This is a genomic window from Citrobacter braakii, from assembly GCF_009648935.1.
GTDB classification, from domain to species: domain Bacteria; phylum Pseudomonadota; class Gammaproteobacteria; order Enterobacterales; family Enterobacteriaceae; genus Citrobacter; species Citrobacter braakii.
In genome coordinates this window covers 413,888-436,546 of the sequence record NZ_CP045771.1, presented here as the reverse complement: position 1 = coordinate 436,546, position 22,659 = coordinate 413,888, and the positions used below count along the sequence as shown (strand labels likewise).

Genomic DNA, 22,659 nt, shown 5'->3' with positions numbered 1-22,659 from the left:
ATGCGAATATTTGTCTACGGCAGTTTACGAACCAAACAAGGCAACAGCCACTGGATGACCAATGCCCTGTTGCTGGGAAATTTCAGTATCGACAACTACCAGTTGTATAGCCTGGGCCACTATCCAGGCGCCGTTCCAGGAGAGGGAACAGTACACGGGGAAGTTTATCGTATTGATAACGCCACGCTGGCAGAGCTTGACGCTCTGCGTACCCGTGGCGGTGAATACGCACGCCAGTTAATTCAAACGCCGTACGGAAGTGCATGGATGTACGTGTACCAACGTCCGGTTGATGGCTTAACGCTGATTGAAAGCGGTAACTGGTTAGACCGAGACCAGTACTGATATGAACACGCCACCCTCGGGTGGCGTTGTTTTATTCTGGATTTAAAACTCCACGCGCGCGCCGAGGTTATAGCGGCGTCCTTCCACCTGTGCGGATTCGTTCCACGCGGTTGTCAGTTTCGGATCCTCATCCAGCACGTTGTAGACCCCAGCCATCAGTTGCGTGTGCTTATTGAGCTGATAACGTAGGCCTACGTCCACCATCGTGTAGTCATCGTATTTATAGTTATTGCCGCTGTTGCGGTTACTGCTGCGATAATTCACCGTACTCCATACGTCCAGGCTTTGCGTTGCCGCCCAGTTCAGCGACAGATTCGCCATATGGCGCGGATAATCGTTGAGCGCGTAGCCTTTGTTAACGCCGCTTTTTTGTTCGCTGTGGTTCCAGGTGTAGTTAGCGTTGGCTTTTACATCGGCGGTAATCTGCCAGTCGGCATTCAGTTCTATACCGTATACATCCGCCTCGCTGACGTTGAAGTATTTACTGACGGAATCCGCGTTGTAGCCGTTGACGGAGCACTGGTTCGTCGACGTGGTTTCACAAATAGTTTGTTCAGCAATTTTGTCTTTGAACTGCGTATAGAAGACGGTGCTGTCGAGCGATAGCGCATCTCCCGTCCAGTAGAGGCCCAGTTCAGAGTTAACGCTTTGTTCAGGTTTCAGGTCGTCGTTACCAACGGTGAGGAAGGGATAAGGTACGGTTGAGCCGTAAGGGGTTACGAAGTTGCTGGACGTCGCGCGCAGCTCCGGTTTTTTATAGCCTGCGGAAACGCCGCCTTTCAGCGCCCAGTCATTGCTAAAGGCCCAGTTACCGTACATTTTCGGCGTAATATGTGTGCCAAAATTGTCATCCTGGTCCATCCTCGCTGACGTGGTCAGGATGAAATCGCCAATGCTCCAGCCGTCTTCAGCAAACAATGCCCAACCGTTACGGCTGATTTTGGTCACCGGGTCAGATCCGGGCAGCGTTTTGTTGGCCACATCAAAGCGGTCATTCAGCTCTTCGCGCGTGAAATTCGCCCCAACGGTCAGTTTATGGGTGTCGAGCGTGAAAGTGGTTTGCGAATTGGCGACGTAGTTCTCCATCTGCACATACTGCGGGGACTGTCCGTCATAAACGTACTTCGAACGGCCTTTTTCATAGTTTATGTAGTTGGTCGTCGCGATGGTGTCGTCTGCATACCAGCCGGTATGCGTCAGGGTGGCGGCGTTACGATCGAACAGCCATGACCACGGCGCACCGCGTTTCTGGGTACGGTTTTTTTCCTGCTCACCGGTGACCACGTTGAGATCGAACAGGTTATTCTCGCTGGCGGCCAGGCCCAATGTCATATCAACGGATTTACGATTGTGTTTGCCAAAATAGTTATTGCGATCGTCATCGCGACGGTCAAGCCAGTCGGCCGCCACGCTAAGGCCGAGAACATCGGGCACAATCGGCCCCATGGTAAACAAATTCATCTGGCTGGTATTACCTAAATACTGGTGTTCCTGCAGCCAGGTATTGGCAGCAATTGCCGTGGTCCACTCTTTTGCGCCGTACGGTTTTTTGGTAATGACGTTAACCACACCGCCGATGGCGTCTGAACCGTACAGCGAGGACATCGGCCCACGGATAACTTCGATACGCTCAATGGCCTCCATTGGCGGTAAGAAGTTGGCTTCAGTACCAATATCATGTCCGTAAGGGCGAGATTCACCGGTATTTTGTTTGACGCTGTTGACCATAAAAGCGGTATAGGACGGGTCCATGCCGCGGATCATAATGCTACCGGCATTCATGCCACTGCTGTTGGTGACCGAGACGCCGGGAAGGTTTTTAATGGCTTCACCGATGCTACGGTCCGGCTGAATATCCAGCGTGTTACGATCGATAACTGAAATAGTGGCCGGCGCTTCGCGTTTTTGCTGCGAGAATCCGGATGCGGTGATCACCATTTCATCTTCGCTAGTGCGTGAGGTCTCGGTGAGTTCTTCTGCCTGGGTGGGGAAAATAACACCGCCTGAGAATGCAACGATCCCTGTCAGCGTAATAAGTTGACGCGTTTTCATAATATAGACACCTGAAAAGTAAAAAATAAAAACATCACCTTGCAGCTCAAAAAAGCTGCAAGGTGCAGATAGTTTTTTAATTATTAATATTTAGAGAGATCGATTTTCAGCACGTAGTCGGGCTTCACACCTGTCATTTTTTCCGACTGTTTGACGCTGACGTACAGGGTGTTAGCATCTGCCGAGAGCGCCAGACTGTTAGGTAAGGCATTGGTTTCAATGCTTTGTTTTACCTGATAGGTCTTGCTGTTCACAATGCTGATGCGTTTAGCATTACGGTGGGTGATATAAACTTCCTGGCGTTTTTCGTTATATATCACTGCCAGCGAGTTAATAACCTTAATTGGTGCAATAACCTTACCGGTATTAAGATCAACAACCAGTACGTCCGCTAAATCCGGATCGGTCAGGAATGCGCGGTTATTTTTTGCATCCAGGGCAATATTCAGGAAAAAATGTTTTTTATCTGGCTCAATGGTAAAGCGATTAATAATTTGATGGTTGGTGGTATCCAGCGTAATAAGTTCGTTTCGGCCATTCACAACATACAGGCGGTTCTTATTTGCATCCACGGCCATGCCGGTCGGGTACTGGCCCATGTTCTCGAGGGTGGCGATTTTCTCGCGCTTTTGTGTGTCCACCACCCAGACTATGCCTTTTTCAGCCACGCCAGAAACGTACAGACGGTGGTGCTGTTTATCGAGCACCATTTCACGCGTATGAACAATATCTTTCGGGTTTTTGGCTTCGCTCAGTTGCAGTATCGCCAGCTCTTTACCGCTGCGGGTATCGACTAGCGTTACTGAACCTTCCAGCGTGTTGCCGACATACAGCACCTGGTTTTCTTCATCCAGCGCGGTGGCAAAGGCACGACGACTGGTGTCGATGACTTCAGTCGTCGTGAGTTTCTCCAGATCGAGTTTATAGATAAGCCCGCTGGTTTTATCTTTATCAAACGACGGCGACGAGGCGACAAAAAGCGCATTCTGCTGGCTATCAACCGCCAGCTCATACACGCCGTTACCGACATCGCGGGTCAGAAAATCTTTCTCAGGTAGCGTCCGCGCCACGCTGGACAGGTTGGTAAATAACAGCGCTGTGGCGAGTGCCACGCAGGAATAGCGTTTCAGGGACTTCACATTGTGGAGGTTCATTGACTTTTATTCACATTTATTTACATGCTGAGAATGATAATGAGATCTAATATCATTCGCAATTAAGATAAATGAAATGTGACTACCCATTCTGGTAGGTCAAAAAGAAAACAGCGAAGGGGAGAGGTGGTAGAACGTAAAAATTTAAAAACCCTTACTAACCAGAGACTGGCGTTCAGGGTTTTAAGCTAACGCGAACTTACTTCTTCGCGCGCTCGAAAGAAGCAACGATTTCAGCTTTAGCGGCTTCAGCGTTGTCCCAACCGTCAACTTTTACCCATTTGCCCGCTTCGAGATCTTTGTAGTGTTCGAAGAAGTGGGTGATCTGCGCTTTCAGCAGTTCCGGCAGGTCGGTCACATCTTTGATGTGATCGTATTCTTTGCTCAGCTTAGTGTGCGGAACCGCAACCAGTTTCGCATCTTCACCGGATTCGTCAGTCATTTTCAGCACGCCAACCGGACGGCAGCGGATCACTGAACCTGGCTCCAGCGGGTACGGAGTCGGGACAAGAACGTCTACCGGGTCACCGTCCAGAGACAGGGTGTGGTTGATGTAACCGTAGTTGCACGGATAGAACATCGCGGTGGACATGAAGCGGTCAACGAACAGGGCGCCGCTCTCTTTGTCAACTTCGTATTTGATCGGATCTGCATTCGCAGGGATCTCGATAACAACGTAGATATCTTCCGGCAGGTCTTTACCGGCAGGGACGTTGAGTAAGCTCATGTCTGTTTCCTTTAAATAAGCTATGGCAAACAAGTGGCGGGTATTATAGCCAACTCGCGCTGAATGTCTCCGCTTGTTTTCGCTTTCTCTGCGCTCATTTTCTTCTTTTTACCCCTCTCTCGTGACAGAAAAATCCATATCTTCAGCCGCATTTTTCATAGCGGGATGAAAGCGATTACAAAGTTGTGATTAACGTTTTATTTACTTTTTTGAAGTGTGATGTAACGCAATTCGTTACATGCTCAATTGTCTATAGTTTTTTCGCGACGGTTTATTAACCAACAATAATCACCCTACGAGGACGCACTTATGTGGAAGCGCTTACTTTTAGTCACAGCAGTTTCGGCAGCCATGTCGTCTATGGCAATGGCAGCCCCTTTAACCGTAGGATTTTCGCAAGTTGGCTCTGAATCCGGCTGGCGCGCCGCAGAAACCAACGTTGCGAAAAGCGAGGCTGAAAAGCGTGGTATTACGCTGAAAATCGCTGACGGCCAGCAAAAGCAGGAAAACCAGATTAAAGCAGTTCGCTCATTTGTTGCGCAGGGCGTTGACGCCATCTTTATTGCGCCGGTCGTGGCAACGGGTTGGGAACCGGTTTTAAAAGAAGCTAAAGATGCCGACATTCCGGTCTTTTTGCTCGATCGTTCCATCGATGTAAAAGACAAATCTCTCTATATGACCACGGTCACCGCCGACAACGTGCTGGAAGGTAAATTGATCGGCGACTGGTTGATTAAACAAGTGAACGGCAAGCCGTGTAACGTCGTTGAGCTGCAAGGGACTGTCGGGGCCAGCGTGGCCATCGATCGTAAAAAAGGGTTTGCTGAAGCCATCGCCAGCGCACCAAACATTAAGATTATCCGCTCACAGTCCGGCGACTTCACCCGCAGTAAAGGGAAAGAAGTGATGGAGAGCTTTATCAAAGCGGAAAACAATGGCAAGAACATCTGCATGGTTTACGCCCATAACGATGACATGGTGATCGGGGCAATCCAGGCGATTAAAGAAGCGGGCCTGAAACCCGGCAAAGATATTCTGACCGGTTCCATCGACGGCGTTCCGGATATCTACAAAGCAATGATTGACGGTGAAGCCAACGCCAGCGTCGAGCTGACGCCGAATATGGCAGGCCCGGCATTCGACGCGCTGGAGAAATTCAAAAAAGACGGCACGATGCCTGAAAAGCTGACCATTACCAAGTCGATCCTCTATCTGCCGGATACGGCGAAAGAAGAGTTAGAGAAGAAGAAAAACATGGGCTACTAGTTTTGCTGCCGGTCTTCCGTAGGCCTGATGGCGTTGCGCTTATCAGGCCTACGAAAAGGCCGTGATTTCGTACCGGAGGAATGCCATGACCACCGACCCCCATCAGGAAATCCTCCGCACCGAAGGATTAAGCAAATTCTTTCCCGGCGTCAAAGCGCTGGATAACGTGGATTTCAGCTTGCGTCGCGGTGAGATTATGGCGCTGCTGGGAGAAAACGGAGCCGGTAAATCGACGCTAATCAAAGCGCTGACCGGCGTTTACCATGCAGATCGCGGCACGATCTGGCTCGAAGGCCAGCCTATCTCCCCCAAAAATACCGCCCATGCCCAGCAGTTGGGGATCGGTACCGTGTATCAGGAAGTGAACCTGCTGCCCAATATGTCAGTAGCGGATAACTTGTTTATTGGCCGTGAACCTCGGCGTTTTGGCCTGCTGCTGCGCAAGCAGATGGAAAAACGCGCGACGGAGTTGATGGCGTCATACGGTTTTTCCCTCGACGTGCGCGAGCCGCTGAACCGCTTTTCCGTGGCGATGCAGCAGATCGTCGCCATCTGTCGGGCGATCGATCTCTCCGCGAAAGTGCTGATCCTCGATGAGCCCACCGCCAGTCTTGATACCCAGGAAGTAGAAATGCTGTTCGGCCTGATGCGGCATCTGCGCGATCGGGGCGTCAGTCTGATCTTCGTTACCCACTTCCTCGATCAGGTCTATCAGGTCAGCGATCGCATTACCGTTCTGCGTAACGGCGGCTTCGTTGGCTGCCGTGAAACCCGCGAACTGCCACAGATCGAACTGGTCAAAATGATGCTGGGTCGCGAACTGGATACCCATGCGCTACAGCGTGCGGGCCGTACGCTGCTGAGTGATAAACCAGTGGCGGCCTTTAGCGACTTTGGCAAGAAAGGCACCATCGCGCCGTTTGATCTACAGGTGCGTCCTGGTGAGATCGTCGGTCTCGCTGGACTGCTGGGATCCGGGCGAACGGAAACGGCGGAGGTGATCTTCGGTATTAAACCCGCCGACAGCGGCAGTGCGCTGATCAAAGGCAAAGCGCAGACCTTGCGATCGCCGCATCAGGCTTCGTGTCTGGGGATCGGCTTCTGTCCGGAGGATCGCAAAACGGATGGCATTATCGCCGCCGCCTCGGTGCGTGAAAACATCATTCTGGCATTACAGGCGCAGCGTGGCTGGCTGCGGCCTATTCCGCGGAAAGAACAAAATGAGATTGCCGAGCGTTTTATCCGCCAGCTCGGAATTCGCACCCCCAACGCTGAACAGCCGATCGAATTCCTCTCCGGCGGCAATCAGCAAAAAGTATTGCTCTCGCGCTGGTTACTGACCAAACCGCAGTTCCTGATCCTCGATGAACCTACGCGTGGGATCGACGTCGGCGCGCATGCCGAGATCATCCGCCTGATCGAAACGCTGTGCGCGGATGGTCTGGCGCTGCTGGTGATTTCATCCGAACTGGAAGAGTTAGTGGGCTATGCCGATCGGGTCATTATTATGCGCGATCGCAAACAGGTGGCCGAGATCCCGCTGGCTGAACTGTCCGTGCCGGCGATCATGAACGCCATTGCGGCCTAAGGAGACTATGGTGATGCCTCAATCTCTCCCTCAATCCACTCCGCCGCAACGGCGATTCCGCTGGCCAAAGGGCATGCCACAACTGGTGGCGCTACTGCTGGTGCTGCTGGTGGATAGCCTGGTCGCGCCGCACTTTTATCAGGTGATTTTGCAAGATGGTCGGCTGTTCGGTAGCCCGATTGATATTCTCAACCGTGCCGCCCCCGTGGCGCTGTTAGCGATTGGCATGACGCTGGTGATTGCCACCGGCGGCATCGACCTTTCCGTAGGCGCCGTCATGGCCATTGCCGGTGCCACCACCGCGGCGATGACGGTGGCCGGGCACAGTTTGCCGGTGGTGCTGCTTGCCGCCTTAGGCTCCGGCATTCTGGCAGGGTTATGGAACGGGATTCTGGTGGCAATCCTCAAGATCCAACCGTTCGTTGCCACGCTAATCCTGATGGTGGCCGGACGCGGAGTGGCGCAGCTTATCACCTCCGGGCAGATCGTCACCTTCAATTCGCCCGAACTGTCGTGGTTTGGCAGCGGCTCGCTCTTACTGTTCCCCACGCCAGTGATCATTGCACTGCTAACGCTGGTGGTGTTCTGGCTACTGACGCGTAAAACGGCGCTGGGGATGTTTATTGAAGCGGTAGGCATCAACATTCGTGCGGCAAAAAACGCCGGGGTGAACACGCGCATCATCGTGATGCTCACCTATGTGCTGAGCGGTCTGTGTGCGGCTATCGCCGGCATTATCGTCACGGCGGATATCCGCGGGGCAGATGCCAATAACGCCGGATTGTGGCTGGAACTGGATGCCATCCTGGCGGTAGTCATCGGCGGCGGCTCGCTGATGGGCGGGCGCTTTAATCTGCTGCTGTCGGTGATCGGGGCATTGATTATTCAGGGCATGAACACCGGGATTTTACTGTCGGGCTTCCCGCCAGAACTAAATCAAGTGGTCAAAGCTGTGGTGGTGTTGTGTGTGCTGGTCGTGCAATCACAACGCTTTATCAGCCTGATAAAAGGAGTGCGTGGTCATGATAAAACGTAATTTACCGCTGATGATCACCCTCGGCGTATTTGTACTGGGTTACCTCTACTGCCTGACACAATTTCCGGCTTTTGCTTCAACCAGAGTTATCTGCAATATCCTGACCGATAACGCTTTTCTGGGCATCATCGCCGTGGGCATGACCTTCGTGATTCTCTCTGGCGGGATCGACCTGTCCGTTGGCTCGGTGATCGCGTTTACCGGCGTATTTCTGGCGAAGGCCATTGGCTACTGGGGTATATCTCCGCTGCTGGCGTTTCCCCTGATTCTGCTGATGGGCTGCGCGTTTGGCGCGTTTATGGGGTTACTGATTGATGCGCTGAAGATCCCGGCATTCATTATTACCCTGGCGGGAATGTTCTTCCTGCGCGGCGTCAGCTATCTGGTGTCTGAAGAGTCGATCCCAATTAACCATCCGGTTTATGACATGCTCTCAAGCCTGGCATGGAAAATTCCCGGCGGCGGTCGCCTGAGTGCAATGGGATTGCTGATGCTGGCGGTAGTCGTCATTGGCATATTCCTGGCGCACCGTACGCGCTTTGGTAATCAGGTTTACGCGATTGGCGGCAACGCCACCTCTGCCAACCTGATGGGGATCTCAACCCGCAGCACGACCATCCGTATCTATATGCTGTCGACCGGGCTTGCGACGCTTGCTGGCATTGTCTTTTCAATTTACACCCAGGCGGGTTATGCGCTGGCGGGCGTCGGCGTTGAGCTGGATGCGATTGCCTCAGTCGTGATTGGCGGAACCCTGTTGAGCGGCGGGGTCGGTACGGTGTTAGGAACGTTGTTTGGTGTCGCCATTCAGGGGTTGATCCAGACCTACATTAATTTTGATGGCACATTAAGTTCCTGGTGGACGAAGATCGCGATTGGCATTTTATTGTTTATTTTTATTGCCTTACAGCGCGGCCTGACGGTACTTTGGGAAAATCGTCAAAGCTCGCCAGTAACCAGAGTGGGGACGGCGGCAACACCAAAGTAACATCCTGATTTTTCACTAAACATTTAAATACCTAAACTTTTTCCGGTTGTAGTCGATAGGTTCTGTACAGGTCTGTTTTAACCCTACAACCGGAAATATAACGATGCCAAAATCCCTTTCAATTCGATCAAGTTTGTTGGTGTTATTGTCTCTGCTGACGTTCCTTCTGTTGCTGACCGGCGGTATGGGGCTGTATGCCTCTACCCGTATCATTACTTCGTTGATTTACCACGGTATTATGAGTGCCTCGATGTTGGCTGCCCTCGCGTTGCTGGCGGTGATTTGGTTCATGTTGCGAAATAAGTTTCTCAAGCCGCTGGATAATATGGTTGAGCAACTGGAACGCCTGGCGACGGGGGATTTGTCGCCGGTTACCGCGCTGTCGGCCAGCGCCGAATTCAACCGTCTGAACGCGGCAATGGATGAAATGCGCCATGCGCTGGGCGACTCGGTACAGCGTGTCCGCGATGCCAGTTTACAAATTGATATTGGTAGCCGTGAGCTGACGGCCGGGAACCAGCATCTGGCACAACGTACTGAATCGACAGCCACTTCGCTGGAGCAGACCGCCGCCAGTATGGAAGAACTCACGGCGACCGTGAAACAGAATGCGCAGAACGCGGAACAGGCACACCAGTTGGCAAAATCGGTGTCGGATACCGCCGATCGCGGCAGTGAGATGGTGTGCTATGTGATTGAGAAAATGCGCGATATTTCCGGCAGTTCCAGCCGAATCGCCGACATCCTCAGCGTAATCGACGGTATTGCTTTCCAGACCAATATCCTGGCGCTCAATGCTTCTGTTGAAGCGGCGCGTGCCGGTGAGCAAGGGCGGGGCTTTGCGGTCGTTGCAGGTGAAGTGCGTAATCTGGCCAGCCGCAGCGCCGAGGCGGCAAAAGAGATCCGCACGTTAATCAGCGATTCACACACCCACGTGGGAGAAGGCAGCGAGCTGGCGCAGCAGGCGGGCGAAACCATGGATGAGATTGCCAATGAAGTCATGCGCATGACCAAACTGATGCGTGAAATTGCCAGCGCGTCGCAGGAACAGAGTCGCGGCATTGAGCAGGTGAATATCGCGGTGATTCAGATGGATGAAACGGCGCAGCAAAATGCGGCGCTGGTACAGCAATCTTCAGCGGCTACCCGCTCGCTGGAAGAGCAGTCACATGCGCTGCTCGAAGCAATGGCGGCGTTTAAAGTACAAACGGCGTAGGGGATAAATTTGCCGGATGATGGCGTTAACACGTCTCATCCGGCAAAGCGTATTACGCGTCCGGGAATTCGCGGATAAAGCGTTCTACATCTTCAACCATATGGTCGTTACCTACGAAGAAGGAGCGACGCTGGTGCAGGCTTTCCGGGGTGATATCCAGAATGCGATCTTTACCATCGCTCGCTTTGCCGCCCGCCTGCTCGGCCAGGAAGGCCATCGGATTGCATTCGTACAGCAGACGCAGCTTCCCTTGCGGGTGGCTGGCTGTGCTTGGGTACAGGTAGATCCCGCCTTTGAGCAGATTACGATGGAAATCCGCAACCAGAGAGCCAATGTAGCGCGAGGTGTACGGGCGCTGAGTTGACTTATCTTCTTCCTGGCAGAATTTAATGTACTTCTTCACGCCGTTCGGGAATTTAATGTAGTTGCCTTCGTTAATGGAGTACGTGCTGCCTTTCGCCGGGAAGCGCATACGTTCCTGGCTGAGGCAGAATACGCCCAGAGAAGGATCGTAGGTGAAGGCGTGTACGCCACAGCCGGTGGTATACACCAGCATGGTGGAAGAACCATAAACAACGTAGCCCGCAGCAACCTGCTTGTTGCCTGGTTGCAGGAAATCCTCTTCCGTGACCGGCGTGCCGACTGGGGTTACGCGGCGATAAATAGAGAAAATCGTACCGACAGAGACGTTAACATCGATGTTGGATGAGCCATCCAGAGGATCCATCAGCACAACATATTTTGCGTGTTCACAGCCTTCAAAGACGACGATTTCATCTTCTTCTTCCGAGGCAATGCCCGCCACAATGTCGCGCGCCTTCAGTGCAGCTTTCAGTTTTTCGTTCGCGAACAGATCGAGTTTTTGCTGAACCTCTCCCTGCACGTTCTCAGCACCGCTGGCACCCAGGATATCGACCAGACCGGCCTTGTTGATATCGCGGTGGATGATCTTGGCGCCCAGCTTTATTGCCGACAACAAAGCAGTGAGTTCACCGGTAGCATGAGAAAACTCGTGCTGCTTTTCGACAATAAATTCACCTAACGTTTTCATAACACTTTCCCTGCAATTTATGTGGAGTAAAGCGACCGCAACAATATTAACAAATATTTCCATTGCCGCGCTTAGGTGAATCGCGCCAGCAAACTACGGAATATCCTGAAATGCGTTTCTCACTTGCCGGACATGTGCGTAAAATGGCCCCCAGATTAAAAAAGGATAGTGACGTATGCGCATTCATATTTTGGGAATTTGTGGCACTTTCATGGGCGGTCTGGCGATGCTGGCGCGCTCACTCGGTCATGAAGTAACCGGTTCGGACGCCAATGTGTATCCGCCGATGAGTACCTTACTTGAGAAGCAAGGCATTGATCTGATTCAGGGTTACGATGCCAGCCAGCTCGATCCGCAGCCGGACCTGGTGATCATTGGCAATGCCATGACCAGGGGTAATCCGTGTGTGGAAGCGGTGCTGGAAAAGAACATTCCGTACATGTCCGGCCCGCAGTGGCTGCATGACTTTGTGCTGCGCGATCGTTGGGTACTGGCGGTTGCGGGGACGCACGGCAAAACCACCACCGCCGGAATGGCGACCTGGATCCTCGAAGCCTGCGGCTATAAGCCTGGCTTTGTGATCGGCGGCGTACCGGGTAACTTTGAGGTTTCCGCGCGTCTGGGTGAGAGCGACTTCTTCGTGATTGAAGCGGATGAGTACGATTGCGCCTTCTTCGATAAGCGTTCTAAATTCGTACATTACTGCCCGCGTACGCTGATCCTCAACAACCTTGAGTTCGATCACGCTGATATCTTTGACGATCTGAAAGCGATCCAGAAACAGTTCCACCATCTGGTGCGTATCGTGCCGGGCCAGGGACGTATTATCTACCCGGAAAACGACATCAATCTGAAACAGACGATGGCGATGGGCTGCTGGAGCGAACAAGAGCTGGTTGGTGAACAAGGTCACTGGCAGGCGAAAAAGCTGACCACTGATGCATCCGAATGGGAAGTGTGGCTGGACGGTGAAAATGTTGGCGTGGTGAAGTGGGGCCTGGTAGGCGAGCACAACATGCACAACGGTCTGATGGCGATTGCTGCCGCGCGCCATGTTGGCGTCGTGCCTGCGGATGCAGCCAATGCGCTGGGCTCGTTTATCAACGCCCGTCGTCGTCTTGAGCTGCGCGGCGAAGCCAATGGCGTGACGGTGTATGACGATTTCGCCCATCACCCAACGGCCATTCTGGCAACGCTTGCGGCGCTGCGCGGTAAAGTAGGTGGCACGGCGCGCATCATCGCGGTGCTGGAACCACGCTCGAACACCATGAAAATGGGCCTGTGCAAAGATGACCTGGCGCCGTCGTTAGGGCGTGCGGACGAAGTGTTCCTGCTGCAACCCCCGCATATTCCGTGGCAGGTAGCAGAAGTCGCTGAAGCCTGCGTTCAGCCTGCGCACTGGAGCGGCGATGTGGATGCGCTGGCAGATATGGTGGTGAAAACTGCACAGCCTGGCGATCACATCCTGGTGATGAGTAACGGCGGGTTTGGTGGCATCCATCAAAAACTGCTGGATGGCCTGGCGAAGAAAGCCCTGGCAGAAGAAGAGTAAAAAAATGCCCGGTGGCGCTACGCTTACCGGGCCTACGAACCGTTGTGGGCCGGATAAGGTGTTTACACCGTTATCCGGCACTTTCTCAGGAGCACGATCTCCGTTGCCATCCGGCCTTCTGGTTACGCCATACTTCTCAACGGAATGGGAAGCCTCCATATGGAAATTTATAACTCAGATCGCAGAAATTAATTTCTAAATCATAAAATCTATTTCCGCTTTTCCCTTGCTAATATCCCCTCGAGAGCCAATGTGGCGCAAGTGCCACATAATAAAAGGTGCGCTCCATGCGAAAAAATTTAACCAATAATGAACTGCGAGTTTATAAATTCTGTCAGGAGAACCCTGCTGATGTTTATAAAATGAAAATTCATGAACTGGCAGATCGCGTTTATACTACCGCGCCATCTATTTCTAAGTTGGTAAAGAAATTAGGCTTTAATAATTTCCAGGAGTTTAAGGTCAACATTCGGGACGTATTCTCCAGATCGCAAAACTCGCAGCACCATAACGCGTTTGTTAGCGAATATATACAAGAAATGCAGGATGCTTTAACCAGAGTGTCTGAGAATAAAGTCAAAGTCTTTTGTGATTTTTTGTCCGACTGCAATACGATTATCACCTGGGGATACGGTACATCAGATAGCGTGGCGAACTATGTTAGCTATAATTTGATGGTGCTGGGCTTTAATATCCTCAATGAAACAGACTACACCAACTGTAATGTCCGCAGCCGCTTTCTGACCGCTAACGATTGTATGCTGATTGTTTCCAACAGCGGTGAGTCAGAAATGCTGGAAGAGATAATTTTTAATGCCAGAAAAAACGGCATCAAGGTGGCCGCGATTACCAGCCGGGAAAACTCTACGCTGGCGCTTAAGGCCGATGCAGTCTTGATCTACAAAAACGCCATTATTAAAGATACTGCTTTCGAAAATATAAGCTATCCGATCCAGATAGCCATCGTAGATATTATGCTTTTCCATTTATCCAATGTCAGAAAAGTGTCGTTGAAATTTAATTCAAAAGTAGAAGACTAATGAAAAAACTAAAACTCGTGGTGATTGGCGCGGGTAGCAGCTATACGCCAGAACTGATTGAAGGGGTAATTAAAAACTACCACCAGCTTCCCATCTCTCACATCGCTTTTGTCGACGTTGAAATGGGTAAAGAGAAAATGAACATCATTTTCGATCTCACCAAAAGAATGCTTGCCAAAGCAAATTTACCAATTGATGTCATCCAAACTTTTGACCGCAAAACAGCGCTGCTGGGTGCCGACTTCGTGGTGACTCAACTGCGCGTCGGTGGTATCGATGCCCGAATCGTTGATGAAAAACTGCCGAAGTCATACGGTTTTATTGGCCAGGAAACCAACGGTGCGGGCGGGATGTTCAAAGCTCTGCGCACCATTCCGGTCATCATTGAAATAGCGAATGAAATGAAGGCGATTTGTCCAAACGCCTGGCTGATTAACTTCACCAATCCAGCTTCCATGGTGACAGAAGCGGTACTCAAATACAGCCACAACAATCGGGTCATCGGCCTGTGCAATGGTCCTGTCAATATGACCCATCAGGTGGCCGGGCTGCTGAATGCTAACGTAGAGGATTTATACGTCGAGTTCAAAGGCTCCAACCATATGAACTTTATTACCAAAATTTTGCATAACGGCGTCGACCGTACCCGCGAAACCATCGAGATAATCAACGCCGCCGACGTCGATGCACTGAGCTTTAAAAACATCAGCAATGAGCAGTTTAATAAAGAGCTGCTGGCCGCCACCAATCTGATCCCCTCTTCCTATTTAAAATACTACCTCAAGACGACTGAAATGCTGGCCGAGCAGGAAGCAGCCGAGCAATCACGGGGTGAGATCGTCAAAAATATCGAAGCCGAACTGTTTAAAAAATACAGCGACGTTACGCTTCAGGATAAGCCTAAAGAGCTGGAAGCCCGCGGCGGTGCGCTTTATTCCACCGCCGCGCTGAACGTTATTCGCGCTATTTACCTCGACGATAAGAGCATTCAAACCGTCAACGTTCGTAACGGCGGTGCTATCACTAATTTACCGGAAGAGGCGGTAGTTGAAGTGAACTGTGTGCTTACCCGTAATGGTCCGATTCCAATTTGTACTGGTGAGATCCCATCTCCTGCGAAAGGGATTGTTTCCATGATGAAAGACTATGAAGCGCAGATCGTCAAAGCCGCCGCCACCGGAGATTATCAAGCGCTTATTTCTGGCTTTATTTTCAACCCATTATGCTCAAGCGACACTTCGGGTGTGGCGTTAGTCAAAGAGATGCTGCTGGCCAATAAAAAGTATCTTCCTTTATTCGCCAAAAAGATTGAATCACTTTAATAGCGAGAAGAAACGGATGAAATGTACAACGTTTGATACCAATGCCGCGCTGGCTGAACAGGTCGTTAGTGAACTATCCGCGCTCAAACCACATTCTCGCGTGCTGATCCCCTCCGGTAGCACGCCTCACTGGATTTACGAAGCACTGGCAGCGACACCGTTTGCCGAACGCCTTACCTTCTTTGCGCTGGATGAGTGGGTCAACGTGCCCAGCGAATCAGATGGCAGCTGCCTGAACATGATTAATCAGGACTTTGTGCACAAATGTGCCTATCCGGTGCGGTTAGTCCATTTCAATCCGTTTGCCTCTACGGCACAAAATATTGCCCATTACCAAACCGCGCTCAACGGTGAAGAGTTTGACTATGTAATTCTGGGCGTGGGAATGAACGGGCATATCGGCTTAAACGAGCCGGGCGTGCCGTTTGATGAGGATTATCTACAAACTCAACTGGATGACGTAACAATTAACGTCGCCAGCCATAAATACTTCTCCGGAGATGTCACCCTCACCAAGGGTATTACCGTCGGGATGAATAAAATCATCAGGGCTGGAAAGGTGATTGTTATCATCAACCACGATGCGAAAAAAGATATTTATCAGCAGATTGTTAACGGCGATGCGCACCACACTCAGATTCCTGCCATCTATATCAAGCAGTTCCCGCAGGTTAATTATTACGTGACAAAAAACCTTATAGGGTAAGCGGGCATGAGCATAACCTCTCTACTCGAACAAAAGATGTTGCCACTGGCCGAGAAAATCTCGTCAAACATCTACCTGACCGCACTAAAAAATGCGTTTATTGCCCTGATTCCCTTTTTGATTGTCGGTTCATTTTTCGTATTGTTAACCAACTTTCCTGTTAACGGCTATCACGAGTTTATGAGTTCGCTGTTAGGGGACGGCGTGCTGGATAAGCTCAATTACGGGATTAACGCCAGCTACGGATTAATGACGCTGCTGGTGATTATCACCTTCTCAAAGGAGTTAGTTGAAAAGCTTAATCTCAGCCAAAGTTCCGCTATTTTACCGGTGGCGATCTTCTTCTTAATGTCGCCTGGTCATATTACGACAGGATCGGGAGAAATCGTCGCCGATGCTTACGCGCTGCTCGACTTTAGCTCTGAATCGATGTTCTTAGGGATTATCGTTACTGTGGTCACCATCAAGGTGGTTCAGTTTCTGGAAAACAGGGCTTTCACCATCAAGATGCCTGCGAGTGTCCCGCCAGAGATTGCCAGGTCGTTTAAATCGCTGGTACCTATCTTCTTAGTGCTACTGTTCTGGATTATCGTCAAGGTGCTGTTTGAGAACACGCCTTTTGGTACGCCGGGGAAATTTATCAGCGTCATGCTGCAACAGCCGTTGCTGTATCTGGGGAATTCCCTCTTATCGCAACTGATTGCTGAGATGATGATCAGTTTCTTCTGGTTCTTTGGGATCCATGGCGACTCTATCATGACATCCGTAATGGGGCCTATCTGGCAAACGCTCAGTGCGCAGAACCTGGCGCAAACTCAGGCCGGGCTGGTAGCGACCAACATTATTACTCAGCAGTTCAGGGATGTCTATTTGATTGCCGGCGGTACGGGCTTTACCGGAGCGCTGTTGATTAGCATCTTTATGGTTGCCAAAAGTACGCGATTAAAGCAGCTCTCACGGCTGGCGGCACCGGCGGCAATTTTTAACATTAATGAGCCGGTTATTTTTGGTTTGCCAATCGTGCTTAATCCGCTGATGCTTATCCCGTTTATCATTACCCCAATGGTGCTGTGTACGGTTACTTATGTGGTTATCGCATTCGGCTGGGTTCCCCCCACCTCTGGTATCTCCATTCCCTGGACAACGCCGATCTTTATTTCTGGTTTCCTCACCACCGTGATTTCAGGCATTGTTTTACAGGCCGTGAATCTGGTTATCGCCACCGCGATTTATACACCGTTCGTGAAGATTTTAGATAAGCAGTATCTGCATGAAGAGAGTCAGTCAGAGAACTCTATGGGCGAAATGCAGCCCCAGCAGTAAGAGCACAGAATCCAGGCCGGATGAAGTATTTACATCATCCGGCACTTTCTGCAGACGAAGAGATTAGATTTCGTTTTCCGCCAGTTCACGCAGATACTGGAAAATCTGACGTGCTGATTTCGGCGGCTTGTTGCCTTCTTGCTCTTTCTTCGCATTGCGAACCAGAGAACGAAGCTGCTGGCGATCGGCGTTTGGCCACAGGTTCAGCACTTCCGCTACCGCATCATCACCTTCGGCGATCAGGCGATCGCGCAGTTGCTCAAGCTTGTGAAACAGTACAACCTGTTGGTTGTGACGGTTTTTCAGCTTGTCCAGCGCCTGACGGATAGGATCAACATCGCGCTGGCGCAACATTTTGCCAATCAGCTGCAGCTGGCGGCGGCGACCTTCCATCTTAATACGCTGGGCCAACTCAATCGCGGCACGTAAATCCGCGTCGAGCGGGATCTTATCCAGCGCGTTTTTCCCCAGTTTTACCAGTTCCACACCCAGGTGTTTTAACTCCTCGGCGTCACGTTTTATTTCACTTTTACTAACCCAGATAATTTCATCGTCTTCGTCTTCGATGTCATCACCGGGAACGTCGTCGAGCCAGTCTTCGGGCTGCTTAGTCATGTCAGGCTCCTTAAAAAAAGAGGCTAATGTTACCAGTTAAGATGCGCACTGAAAAACGGTTCTCTGTTAGACTTCAGAGAAACTCTCTCTACATTATGGCATTTGCGATGAAAGTAATCTCACAAGTTGAAGCGCAGCGTAAGATTCTGGAAGAAGCGGTCTCGACGGCACTGGAATTAGCGTCAGGTCAGTCGGATGGCGCGGAAGTCGCTGTGAGCAAGACCACGGGTATTAGCGTCAGCACCCGTTATGGTGAAGTGGAGAACGTAGAATTCAATAGCGATGGCGCGCTGGGGATTACGGTTTATCACCAAAACCGTAAGGGCAGCGCATCGTCCACTGATTTAAGCCCACAGGCGATTGCACGTACCGTGCAGGCCGCGCTGGATATTGCACGTTACACCTCACCGGACCCGTGCGCGGGCGTGGCAGATAAAGAACTGCTGGCCTTTGATGCGCCCGATTTGGATCTGTTCCACCCGGCGGAAGTGTCCCCTGACGAAGCTATCGAACTGGCAGCCCGCGCGGAACAGGCGGCGCTACAGGCCGATAAGCGTATCACCAATACCGAGGGTGGCAGTTTTAACAGCCACTATGGCATCAAAGTGTTTGGTAACAGTCACGGGATGCTGCAGGGCTACTGTTCCACGCGTCACTCTCTTTCCAGCTGCGTCATCGCGGAAGAAAATGGCGATATGGAGCGTGATTACGCCTACACCATTGGCCGGGCGATGGGCGATCTGCAAACGCCGGAATGGGTGGGGGCAGACTGTGCTCGCCGCACCTTATCTCGCCTCTCTCCGCGTAAACTTTCCACCATGAAAGCGCCGGTGATTTTTGCCAACGAAGTGGCGACTGGGCTGTTCGGACATCTGGTCGGCGCGATTGCCGGTGGTTCGGTGTACCGTAAATCCACCTTCCTGCTCGACTCGCTGGGCAAACAAATTCTGCCGGAATGGCTGACTATTGAAGAACATCCGCACCTGCTGAAAGGGCTGGCGTCGTCGCCGTTCGACAGCGAAGGCGTACGGACCGAACGCCGTGACATTATTAAAGACGGTGTGCTGACCCAATGGCTGCTGACCAACTATTCCGCACGTAAGCTGGGACTGAAGAGCACCGGTCATGCGGGCGGGATCCACAACTGGCGAATTCCGGGACAGGGTCTAAGCTTCGAGCAGTTGCTCAAAGAGATGGGCACAGGTCTTGTGGTTACCGAGCTGATGGGGCAGGGCGTAAGCGGCATTACCGGCGATTACTCGCGCGGCGCAGCGGGTTTTTGGGTCGAAAACGGCGAAATTCAGTATCCGGTGAGTGAAATTACCATCGCCGGGAACTTAAAAGAGATGTGGCGCAATATTGTGACCGTAGGCAACGATATTGAAACACGCAGTAATATACAGTGCGGTTCTGTATTGTTACCGGAGATGAAAATCGCCGGGCAATGATACTCGTTAAGGCGTTAATTTTTTTAATAATAAAAAAGGAAGTGAGCAATGCGTAAACACCTGTTAGCGATCGTCGCGGCTTCAACGCTGGTTCTTGGTTCTTCTGCGTTTGCAGCCGATCTCGAAGATGACATGGGGATCCTCAACGACAACCTGAAGATCGTCGAAAAAACGGACAATGCGACTGAACTGAAAGACGCGTTGACCAAAATGCGTGCAGCCGCGCTGGATGCTCAAAAGGGAACGCCACCGAAGCTGGAGAGCAAATCCCCGGACAGTGCGGAGATGAAAGATTTCCGCCACGGCTTTGACACGCTGATCGGTCAGATTGACGGCGCGCTTAAACTGGCGAACGAAGGTAAAGTCAAAGAGGCGAAAGCCGTTGCGGAAGACCTGAAAAAAACGCGCAACGAAAACCACAAGAAGTTCCGCTAATCTACTCTATCCGGCCTGCATAACCGTAGGCCGGATAAGACGTTGCGCCCCTGCATCCCATAAGTAAACGCTATCCCCATCACATTTTTTCATTTTTATCGTCCATTCATTGTTCGCATTTCCTTCCATTTTGCTGCTCACTCTTGCGATCTCAATCACATTCTTCCAGTGATTAATCGTGGTCCCGGCCCTTTTTGCGGCACAGATCACTATCGCTGCGCCCCTTTCCACTTCGAAGTGGAAAACAACTCGCTACAAACTTTTAACCCCCACCGCTAAGTTAACCTCAGAGCCACTAGTGGGGTAAGACGAGTGAATAACGGAGCTGTAATGAATGACATGGGGGAATCGGTGGAACTGGCCGACCGCATGCTGGCGCAGGTGTATGCCTTGCTGCGTGAACGCCACATTATTCCCAACGCTGTACAGGAACAGATGCTGACGTCGCATGTTCGCGCCATGGCGCACCGCTCGGTAACGGGTGAACCCTTACCAGAAGTCGATGCCAGCTTGTTTGATGAAATTTCTGCCGAATCAATGGCGCTTGCCCGTGACGTGGTCGCTGAGTTTGGCAATCTTCCTGAGGAAGAGGCCTGGCTGCTGTCGGTGCACTTCGAAGTCGCGAAAGACAACCTTTAAGGAGCAAAAGATGGAACAGATTACCGTAGTGATTGGCGATCGTCTGGGTAAAGGCCAGAAAGTGGCGGCAGGCGTTGAGAAAGCGGGCGGCCGTGCGGTTGTGGTGCCGGGCGTTGCGGCAGATATGAAGCTGGGTGACGTGATGAAAGCGGAAAACGCCACCTTTGGTATCTCGTTTTGCGGCAGTGGCGGCGCGGGTGCGATTACCGCACAGACCAAATACGGCTACAAGGCGAAATACGGCATGCGCTCGGTTGATGAAGGGGTCACTGCCATCAACGAAGGTTGCAACGTGCTGGGGTTCGGTTTTATGGACAAAGAAGAACTCGGTGAGCGCCTGGTACAGGCGTGGCAAAAGAAACACGGCGCTTAAGCATGAAAGAACAATTCACCACCACGGTGAGAGTCACTGGCAAGGGCGAGGCCAAAGCGCGCGCCTTTGCCGATGCCCTGAACCACGTTCAGGCTGCGGTGATGAAAGCGTCGCCGCATATCTTACTGCGTATTGAGCCACAGGATGTGCAGGTTGTTCAAGCGCGTGAATCGGTGCGCAAAGAGGCATTTTTATTCCTCTTTTTGCGCCGGGAAAGACGCACCTTCAGCGTGGAGCTGGACGTGACCGTCAACGTGACTGCCATCAATCTCGACAAGGTGGATTTCGTTACGCAACGCTGATTCTTTATTAAAAGGCATAATTATGTTCCTGATAATATTAATAAAATCGCTCATCATCGGCGGCCTGGTTGGCGTCGGTGTCGGCGCTGGGGCTGCACGCATGTTTCATGCGCCTACCACTCAAGGGATGGGCGCGTTTCGTACTCTGGGAGAACTGAATTCCTGCGAAGGGGATCCGGCTTCTCACTTCTCGTTCGGCCTGGGCTTCTTCTTTAACGCATGGGCTTCCTCTGTTGCGGCCGGGGCGTTCACTCAGGACGTCGACCATCGCATCATCCCCAACTGGGGCGCTGCTGCGCTGATGGTTAAAAACCGCAACGTCGGTGAAACGCTGCACGATCCCAAGCGCATGGCGATTGCCTGCGGCGTTATCGGGATGATCGTCGTGACCTTCCTGAACCTTACGGCGTCATCCGTACCGGAAGCGTTGCAGGTGACTGCCGTCAAGGTGCTGGTGCCTGCGGCTAACCTGCTGGTCAACACCGTGATGCCGGTGATCTTCTGGCTGGCGGCGATCGATGCCGGTAAAAAATCAGGCTTCTGGGCCACCGTCTTTGGCGGCGCGGCGCAGCTGATTATGGGCAACGCCGTTCCGGGTCTGGTCCTTGGCATTCTGATCGGTAAAGGCGTGGAAGAGAGCGGCTGGAACCACGTCACTAAAGTGATGATGGTGGCTATCGTCGCGCTGTTTGTCCTGAGCGGCTTCTTCCGCGGCTTCGACATGAAGATGATCGAATCCTTCCATCTGACCGTGCCTAACTGGCTCGAACTTATCCACAACTCGCTCAGCGGCAAATAACGGAGGCCATCATGGAACAGAATAAAGGTTTTTGGTTCGCTGACTGGTCGTTCCCGATCTTCGTTGGCCTGCTCTCCTCTGGCGTATTTGCCGGAACGCACATGTACTACCTGTACGGTATTGGCGCATTTAACGAAGTCGCTTTTGTGGCGATGCTGAAGGCGGGAATGGACACCGGCTCCTACGGGGCGGTGGCGGCATTTGGTGCAAGCTTCCTGTTTGCCCGCATCATTGAAGGTTCGCTGGTGGGGATTCTGGATATTGGCGGGGCGATTCAGACCGGGGTCGGGTTAGGTGTTCCGGCGCTGCTGTTGGGCGCAGGTATTATCTTCCCGGTTGCCAACTTCGCAGCGTCGCTGGTCACCGGTCTGGTGATTGGTCTGGCGATTGGCTACATCATTATTCTGGCGCGTAAGTTCACCATCAATCAGAGCGACTCGACCTACGGTGCGGATGTCATGATGGGGGCCGGTAACGCCTCCGGCCGCTTCCTCGGACCATTGATTATCCTCAGCGCGATGACGGCTTCTATCCCTATCGGCATCGGTTCACTGGCGGGTGCGCTGCTGTTTTACCTGTGGCAGAAACCGATCACCGGCGGGGCGATCCTTGGGGCGATGATCCTCGGGTCCATCTTCCCGATTGCCATTAGCTAACTGTTGATTTGTAGGCCGGATGAGGC

At 51.9% G+C, this 22,659-nt stretch carries 23 protein-coding genes; 18 read left to right on the top strand and 5 right to left on the bottom strand.

Going from position 1 to position 22,659, the window contains the following annotated elements; translation table 11 throughout:
- Window positions 1–345 carry a gamma-glutamylcyclotransferase family protein gene (locus tag GFC06_RS01970; RefSeq protein ID WP_016151451.1) on the top strand — a complete coding sequence of 115 codons (345 nt, stop codon included), beginning with the start codon at window positions 1–3 and terminating at the stop codon, window positions 343–345.
- A gap of 42 nt (window positions 346–387) precedes the next feature.
- Here the strand turns inward: GFC06_RS01970 and GFC06_RS01965 are convergent, their stop codons facing one another.
- The 3 genes from GFC06_RS01965 to ppa form a co-directional block, all read right to left on the bottom strand.
- Complete coding sequence (locus tag GFC06_RS01965; RefSeq protein ID WP_047499946.1) at window positions 388–2,397, bottom strand: TonB-dependent receptor domain-containing protein; 2,010 nt, start codon at window positions 2,395–2,397, stop codon at window positions 388–390.
- 83 nt (window positions 2,398–2,480) lie between these two features.
- Window positions 2,481–3,551, bottom strand: a complete 1,071-nt coding sequence (gene yncE / locus GFC06_RS01960) for a 7-bladed beta-propeller protein YncE (protein ID WP_153689792.1) — start codon at window positions 3,549–3,551, stop codon at window positions 2,481–2,483.
- A gap of 199 nt (window positions 3,552–3,750) precedes the next feature.
- Complete coding sequence (gene ppa / locus GFC06_RS01955) at window positions 3,751–4,278, bottom strand: inorganic diphosphatase (RefSeq protein WP_003025726.1); 528 nt, start codon at window positions 4,276–4,278, stop codon at window positions 3,751–3,753.
- 309 nt (window positions 4,279–4,587) lie between these two features.
- On the opposite strand from ppa, the gene ytfQ reads away from it, so the two are divergent.
- The 5 genes from ytfQ to GFC06_RS01930 all read left to right on the top strand — a co-directional run bounded on the left by ytfQ (window position 4,588) and on the right by GFC06_RS01930 (window position 10,372).
- Window positions 4,588–5,544 (top strand): galactofuranose ABC transporter substrate-binding protein YtfQ, encoded by a 957-nt coding sequence (gene ytfQ / locus GFC06_RS01950; RefSeq protein WP_016155532.1) that lies wholly within the window; start codon window positions 4,588–4,590, stop codon window positions 5,542–5,544.
- A gap of 85 nt (window positions 5,545–5,629) precedes the next feature.
- On the top strand, window positions 5,630–7,132 hold the full coding sequence (ytfR, locus tag GFC06_RS01945) for a galactofuranose ABC transporter, ATP-binding protein YtfR (RefSeq protein WP_046275826.1): 1,503 nt from the start codon (window positions 5,630–5,632) through the stop codon (window positions 7,130–7,132).
- Window positions 7,133–7,145: 13 nt separating this feature from the next.
- The gene (gene ytfT, locus GFC06_RS01940) at window positions 7,146–8,168 is read left to right on the top strand and encodes a galactofuranose ABC transporter, ATP-binding protein YtfT (RefSeq protein WP_149381767.1); all 1,023 of its coding nucleotides are present in this window, start codon (window positions 7,146–7,148) and stop codon (window positions 8,166–8,168) included.
- The gene (gene yjfF / locus GFC06_RS01935; protein ID WP_016151457.1) at window positions 8,155–9,156 is read left to right on the top strand and encodes a galactofuranose ABC transporter, permease protein YjfF; all 1,002 of its coding nucleotides are present in this window, start codon (window positions 8,155–8,157) and stop codon (window positions 9,154–9,156) included. The genes ytfT and yjfF overlap by 14 nt, the downstream gene beginning before the upstream one ends.
- 103 nt (window positions 9,157–9,259) lie before the next feature.
- Window positions 9,260–10,372, top strand: coding sequence for a methyl-accepting chemotaxis protein (locus tag GFC06_RS01930; RefSeq protein ID WP_016155535.1), 1,113 nt, complete (start codon window positions 9,260–9,262; stop codon window positions 10,370–10,372).
- A 52-nt stretch (window positions 10,373–10,424) separates the two neighbouring features.
- On the opposite strand, the gene fbp is transcribed toward GFC06_RS01930, so the two are convergent.
- Complete coding sequence (gene fbp, locus GFC06_RS01925) at window positions 10,425–11,423, bottom strand: class 1 fructose-bisphosphatase (RefSeq protein WP_016151459.1); 999 nt, start codon at window positions 11,421–11,423, stop codon at window positions 10,425–10,427.
- Between the two features lie 175 nt (window positions 11,424–11,598).
- Here fbp and mpl point away from each other — a divergent pair, with 175 nt between their 5' ends.
- The 5 genes from mpl (at window position 11,599) to GFC06_RS01900 (ending at window position 17,366) form a co-directional block, all read left to right on the top strand.
- Window positions 11,599–12,975, top strand: a complete 1,377-nt coding sequence (mpl, locus tag GFC06_RS01920; protein WP_153689791.1) for a UDP-N-acetylmuramate:L-alanyl-gamma-D-glutamyl-meso-diaminopimelate ligase — start codon at window positions 11,599–11,601, stop codon at window positions 12,973–12,975.
- 287 nt (window positions 12,976–13,262) lie between these two features.
- Window positions 13,263–14,015, top strand: a complete 753-nt coding sequence (locus tag GFC06_RS01915) for a MurR/RpiR family transcriptional regulator (protein ID WP_016151461.1) — start codon at window positions 13,263–13,265, stop codon at window positions 14,013–14,015.
- Window positions 14,015–15,337 carry a 6-phospho-beta-glucosidase gene (locus GFC06_RS01910; protein WP_080859623.1) on the top strand — a complete coding sequence of 441 codons (1,323 nt, stop codon included), beginning with the start codon at window positions 14,015–14,017 and terminating at the stop codon, window positions 15,335–15,337. The genes GFC06_RS01915 and GFC06_RS01910 overlap by 1 nt, the downstream gene beginning before the upstream one ends.
- Before the next feature lie 16 nt (window positions 15,338–15,353).
- Window positions 15,354–16,043, top strand: coding sequence for a 6-phosphogluconolactonase (locus tag GFC06_RS01905; protein WP_153689790.1), 690 nt, complete (start codon window positions 15,354–15,356; stop codon window positions 16,041–16,043).
- Window positions 16,044–16,049: 6 nt separating this feature from the next.
- Window positions 16,050–17,366 carry a PTS sugar transporter subunit IIC gene (locus tag GFC06_RS01900; protein ID WP_153689789.1) on the top strand — a complete coding sequence of 439 codons (1,317 nt, stop codon included), beginning with the start codon at window positions 16,050–16,052 and terminating at the stop codon, window positions 17,364–17,366.
- Window positions 17,367–17,429: 63 nt separating this feature from the next.
- Here the strand turns inward: GFC06_RS01900 and yjgA are convergent, their stop codons facing one another.
- A complete protein-coding gene (yjgA, locus tag GFC06_RS01895) occupies window positions 17,430–17,981 on the bottom strand; it encodes a ribosome biogenesis factor YjgA (RefSeq protein WP_016151465.1) in 552 nt (183 codons plus the stop codon).
- 95 nt (window positions 17,982–18,076) lie between these two features.
- Here yjgA and pmbA point away from each other — a divergent pair, with 95 nt between their 5' ends.
- The 7 genes from pmbA (at window position 18,077) to GFC06_RS01860 (ending at window position 22,633) form a co-directional block, all read left to right on the top strand.
- Window positions 18,077–19,429 (top strand): metalloprotease PmbA, encoded by a 1,353-nt coding sequence (gene pmbA / locus GFC06_RS01890; protein ID WP_046275820.1) that lies wholly within the window; start codon window positions 18,077–18,079, stop codon window positions 19,427–19,429.
- A 48-nt stretch (window positions 19,430–19,477) separates the two neighbouring features.
- The gene (gene cybC / locus GFC06_RS01885; RefSeq protein WP_016155540.1) at window positions 19,478–19,864 is read left to right on the top strand and encodes a cytochrome b562; all 387 of its coding nucleotides are present in this window, start codon (window positions 19,478–19,480) and stop codon (window positions 19,862–19,864) included.
- A gap of 330 nt (window positions 19,865–20,194) precedes the next feature.
- Window positions 20,195–20,503 (top strand): PRD domain-containing protein, encoded by a 309-nt coding sequence (locus GFC06_RS01880; RefSeq protein WP_016151467.1) that lies wholly within the window; start codon window positions 20,195–20,197, stop codon window positions 20,501–20,503.
- A gap of 10 nt (window positions 20,504–20,513) precedes the next feature.
- Window positions 20,514–20,876, top strand: coding sequence for an SFCGS family glycine-rich protein (locus tag GFC06_RS01875; RefSeq protein ID WP_003830384.1), 363 nt, complete (start codon window positions 20,514–20,516; stop codon window positions 20,874–20,876).
- 2 nt (window positions 20,877–20,878) lie between these two features.
- The gene (locus GFC06_RS01870; RefSeq protein WP_016151468.1) at window positions 20,879–21,178 is read left to right on the top strand and encodes a DUF4312 family protein; all 300 of its coding nucleotides are present in this window, start codon (window positions 20,879–20,881) and stop codon (window positions 21,176–21,178) included.
- Window positions 21,179–21,200: 22 nt separating this feature from the next.
- On the top strand, window positions 21,201–21,977 hold the full coding sequence (locus GFC06_RS01865) for a DUF4311 domain-containing protein (protein WP_005134210.1): 777 nt from the start codon (window positions 21,201–21,203) through the stop codon (window positions 21,975–21,977).
- Window positions 21,978–21,988: 11 nt separating this feature from the next.
- A complete protein-coding gene (locus GFC06_RS01860) occupies window positions 21,989–22,633 on the top strand; it encodes a DUF4310 family protein (RefSeq protein WP_003830379.1) in 645 nt (214 codons plus the stop codon).
- Window positions 22,634–22,659: the final 26 nt, after the last annotated feature.

What these genes read in the sequence shown, in the direction of transcription:
- GFC06_RS01970 (WP_016151451.1), top strand. Translation starts at nt 1, where the DNA reads ATGCGAATATTTGTCTACGGCAGTTTACGAACCAAACAAGGCAACAGC.
- GFC06_RS01965 (WP_047499946.1), bottom strand. Translation starts at nt 2,397, where the DNA reads ATGAAAACGCGTCAACTTATTACGCTGACAGGGATCGTTGCATTCTCA.
- yncE (WP_153689792.1), bottom strand. Translation starts at nt 3,551, where the DNA reads ATGAACCTCCACAATGTGAAGTCCCTGAAACGCTATTCCTGCGTGGCA.
- ppa (WP_003025726.1), bottom strand. Translation starts at nt 4,278, where the DNA reads ATGAGCTTACTCAACGTCCCTGCCGGTAAAGACCTGCCGGAAGATATC.
- ytfQ (WP_016155532.1), top strand. Translation starts at nt 4,588, where the DNA reads ATGTGGAAGCGCTTACTTTTAGTCACAGCAGTTTCGGCAGCCATGTCG.
- ytfR (WP_046275826.1), top strand. Translation starts at nt 5,630, where the DNA reads ATGACCACCGACCCCCATCAGGAAATCCTCCGCACCGAAGGATTAAGC.
- ytfT (WP_149381767.1), top strand. Translation starts at nt 7,146, where the DNA reads ATGCCTCAATCTCTCCCTCAATCCACTCCGCCGCAACGGCGATTCCGC.
- yjfF (WP_016151457.1), top strand. Translation starts at nt 8,155, where the DNA reads ATGATAAAACGTAATTTACCGCTGATGATCACCCTCGGCGTATTTGTA.
- GFC06_RS01930 (WP_016155535.1), top strand. Translation starts at nt 9,260, where the DNA reads ATGCCAAAATCCCTTTCAATTCGATCAAGTTTGTTGGTGTTATTGTCT.
- fbp (WP_016151459.1), bottom strand. Translation starts at nt 11,423, where the DNA reads ATGAAAACGTTAGGTGAATTTATTGTCGAAAAGCAGCACGAGTTTTCT.
- mpl (WP_153689791.1), top strand. Translation starts at nt 11,599, where the DNA reads ATGCGCATTCATATTTTGGGAATTTGTGGCACTTTCATGGGCGGTCTG.
- GFC06_RS01915 (WP_016151461.1), top strand. Translation starts at nt 13,263, where the DNA reads ATGCGAAAAAATTTAACCAATAATGAACTGCGAGTTTATAAATTCTGT.
- GFC06_RS01910 (WP_080859623.1), top strand. Translation starts at nt 14,015, where the DNA reads ATGAAAAAACTAAAACTCGTGGTGATTGGCGCGGGTAGCAGCTATACG.
- GFC06_RS01905 (WP_153689790.1), top strand. Translation starts at nt 15,354, where the DNA reads ATGAAATGTACAACGTTTGATACCAATGCCGCGCTGGCTGAACAGGTC.
- GFC06_RS01900 (WP_153689789.1), top strand. Translation starts at nt 16,050, where the DNA reads ATGAGCATAACCTCTCTACTCGAACAAAAGATGTTGCCACTGGCCGAG.
- yjgA (WP_016151465.1), bottom strand. Translation starts at nt 17,981, where the DNA reads ATGACTAAGCAGCCCGAAGACTGGCTCGACGACGTTCCCGGTGATGAC.
- pmbA (WP_046275820.1), top strand. Translation starts at nt 18,077, where the DNA reads ATGGCATTTGCGATGAAAGTAATCTCACAAGTTGAAGCGCAGCGTAAG.
- cybC (WP_016155540.1), top strand. Translation starts at nt 19,478, where the DNA reads ATGCGTAAACACCTGTTAGCGATCGTCGCGGCTTCAACGCTGGTTCTT.
- GFC06_RS01880 (WP_016151467.1), top strand. Translation starts at nt 20,195, where the DNA reads ATGAATGACATGGGGGAATCGGTGGAACTGGCCGACCGCATGCTGGCG.
- GFC06_RS01875 (WP_003830384.1), top strand. Translation starts at nt 20,514, where the DNA reads ATGGAACAGATTACCGTAGTGATTGGCGATCGTCTGGGTAAAGGCCAG.
- GFC06_RS01870 (WP_016151468.1), top strand. Translation starts at nt 20,879, where the DNA reads ATGAAAGAACAATTCACCACCACGGTGAGAGTCACTGGCAAGGGCGAG.
- GFC06_RS01865 (WP_005134210.1), top strand. Translation starts at nt 21,201, where the DNA reads ATGTTCCTGATAATATTAATAAAATCGCTCATCATCGGCGGCCTGGTT.
- GFC06_RS01860 (WP_003830379.1), top strand. Translation starts at nt 21,989, where the DNA reads ATGGAACAGAATAAAGGTTTTTGGTTCGCTGACTGGTCGTTCCCGATC.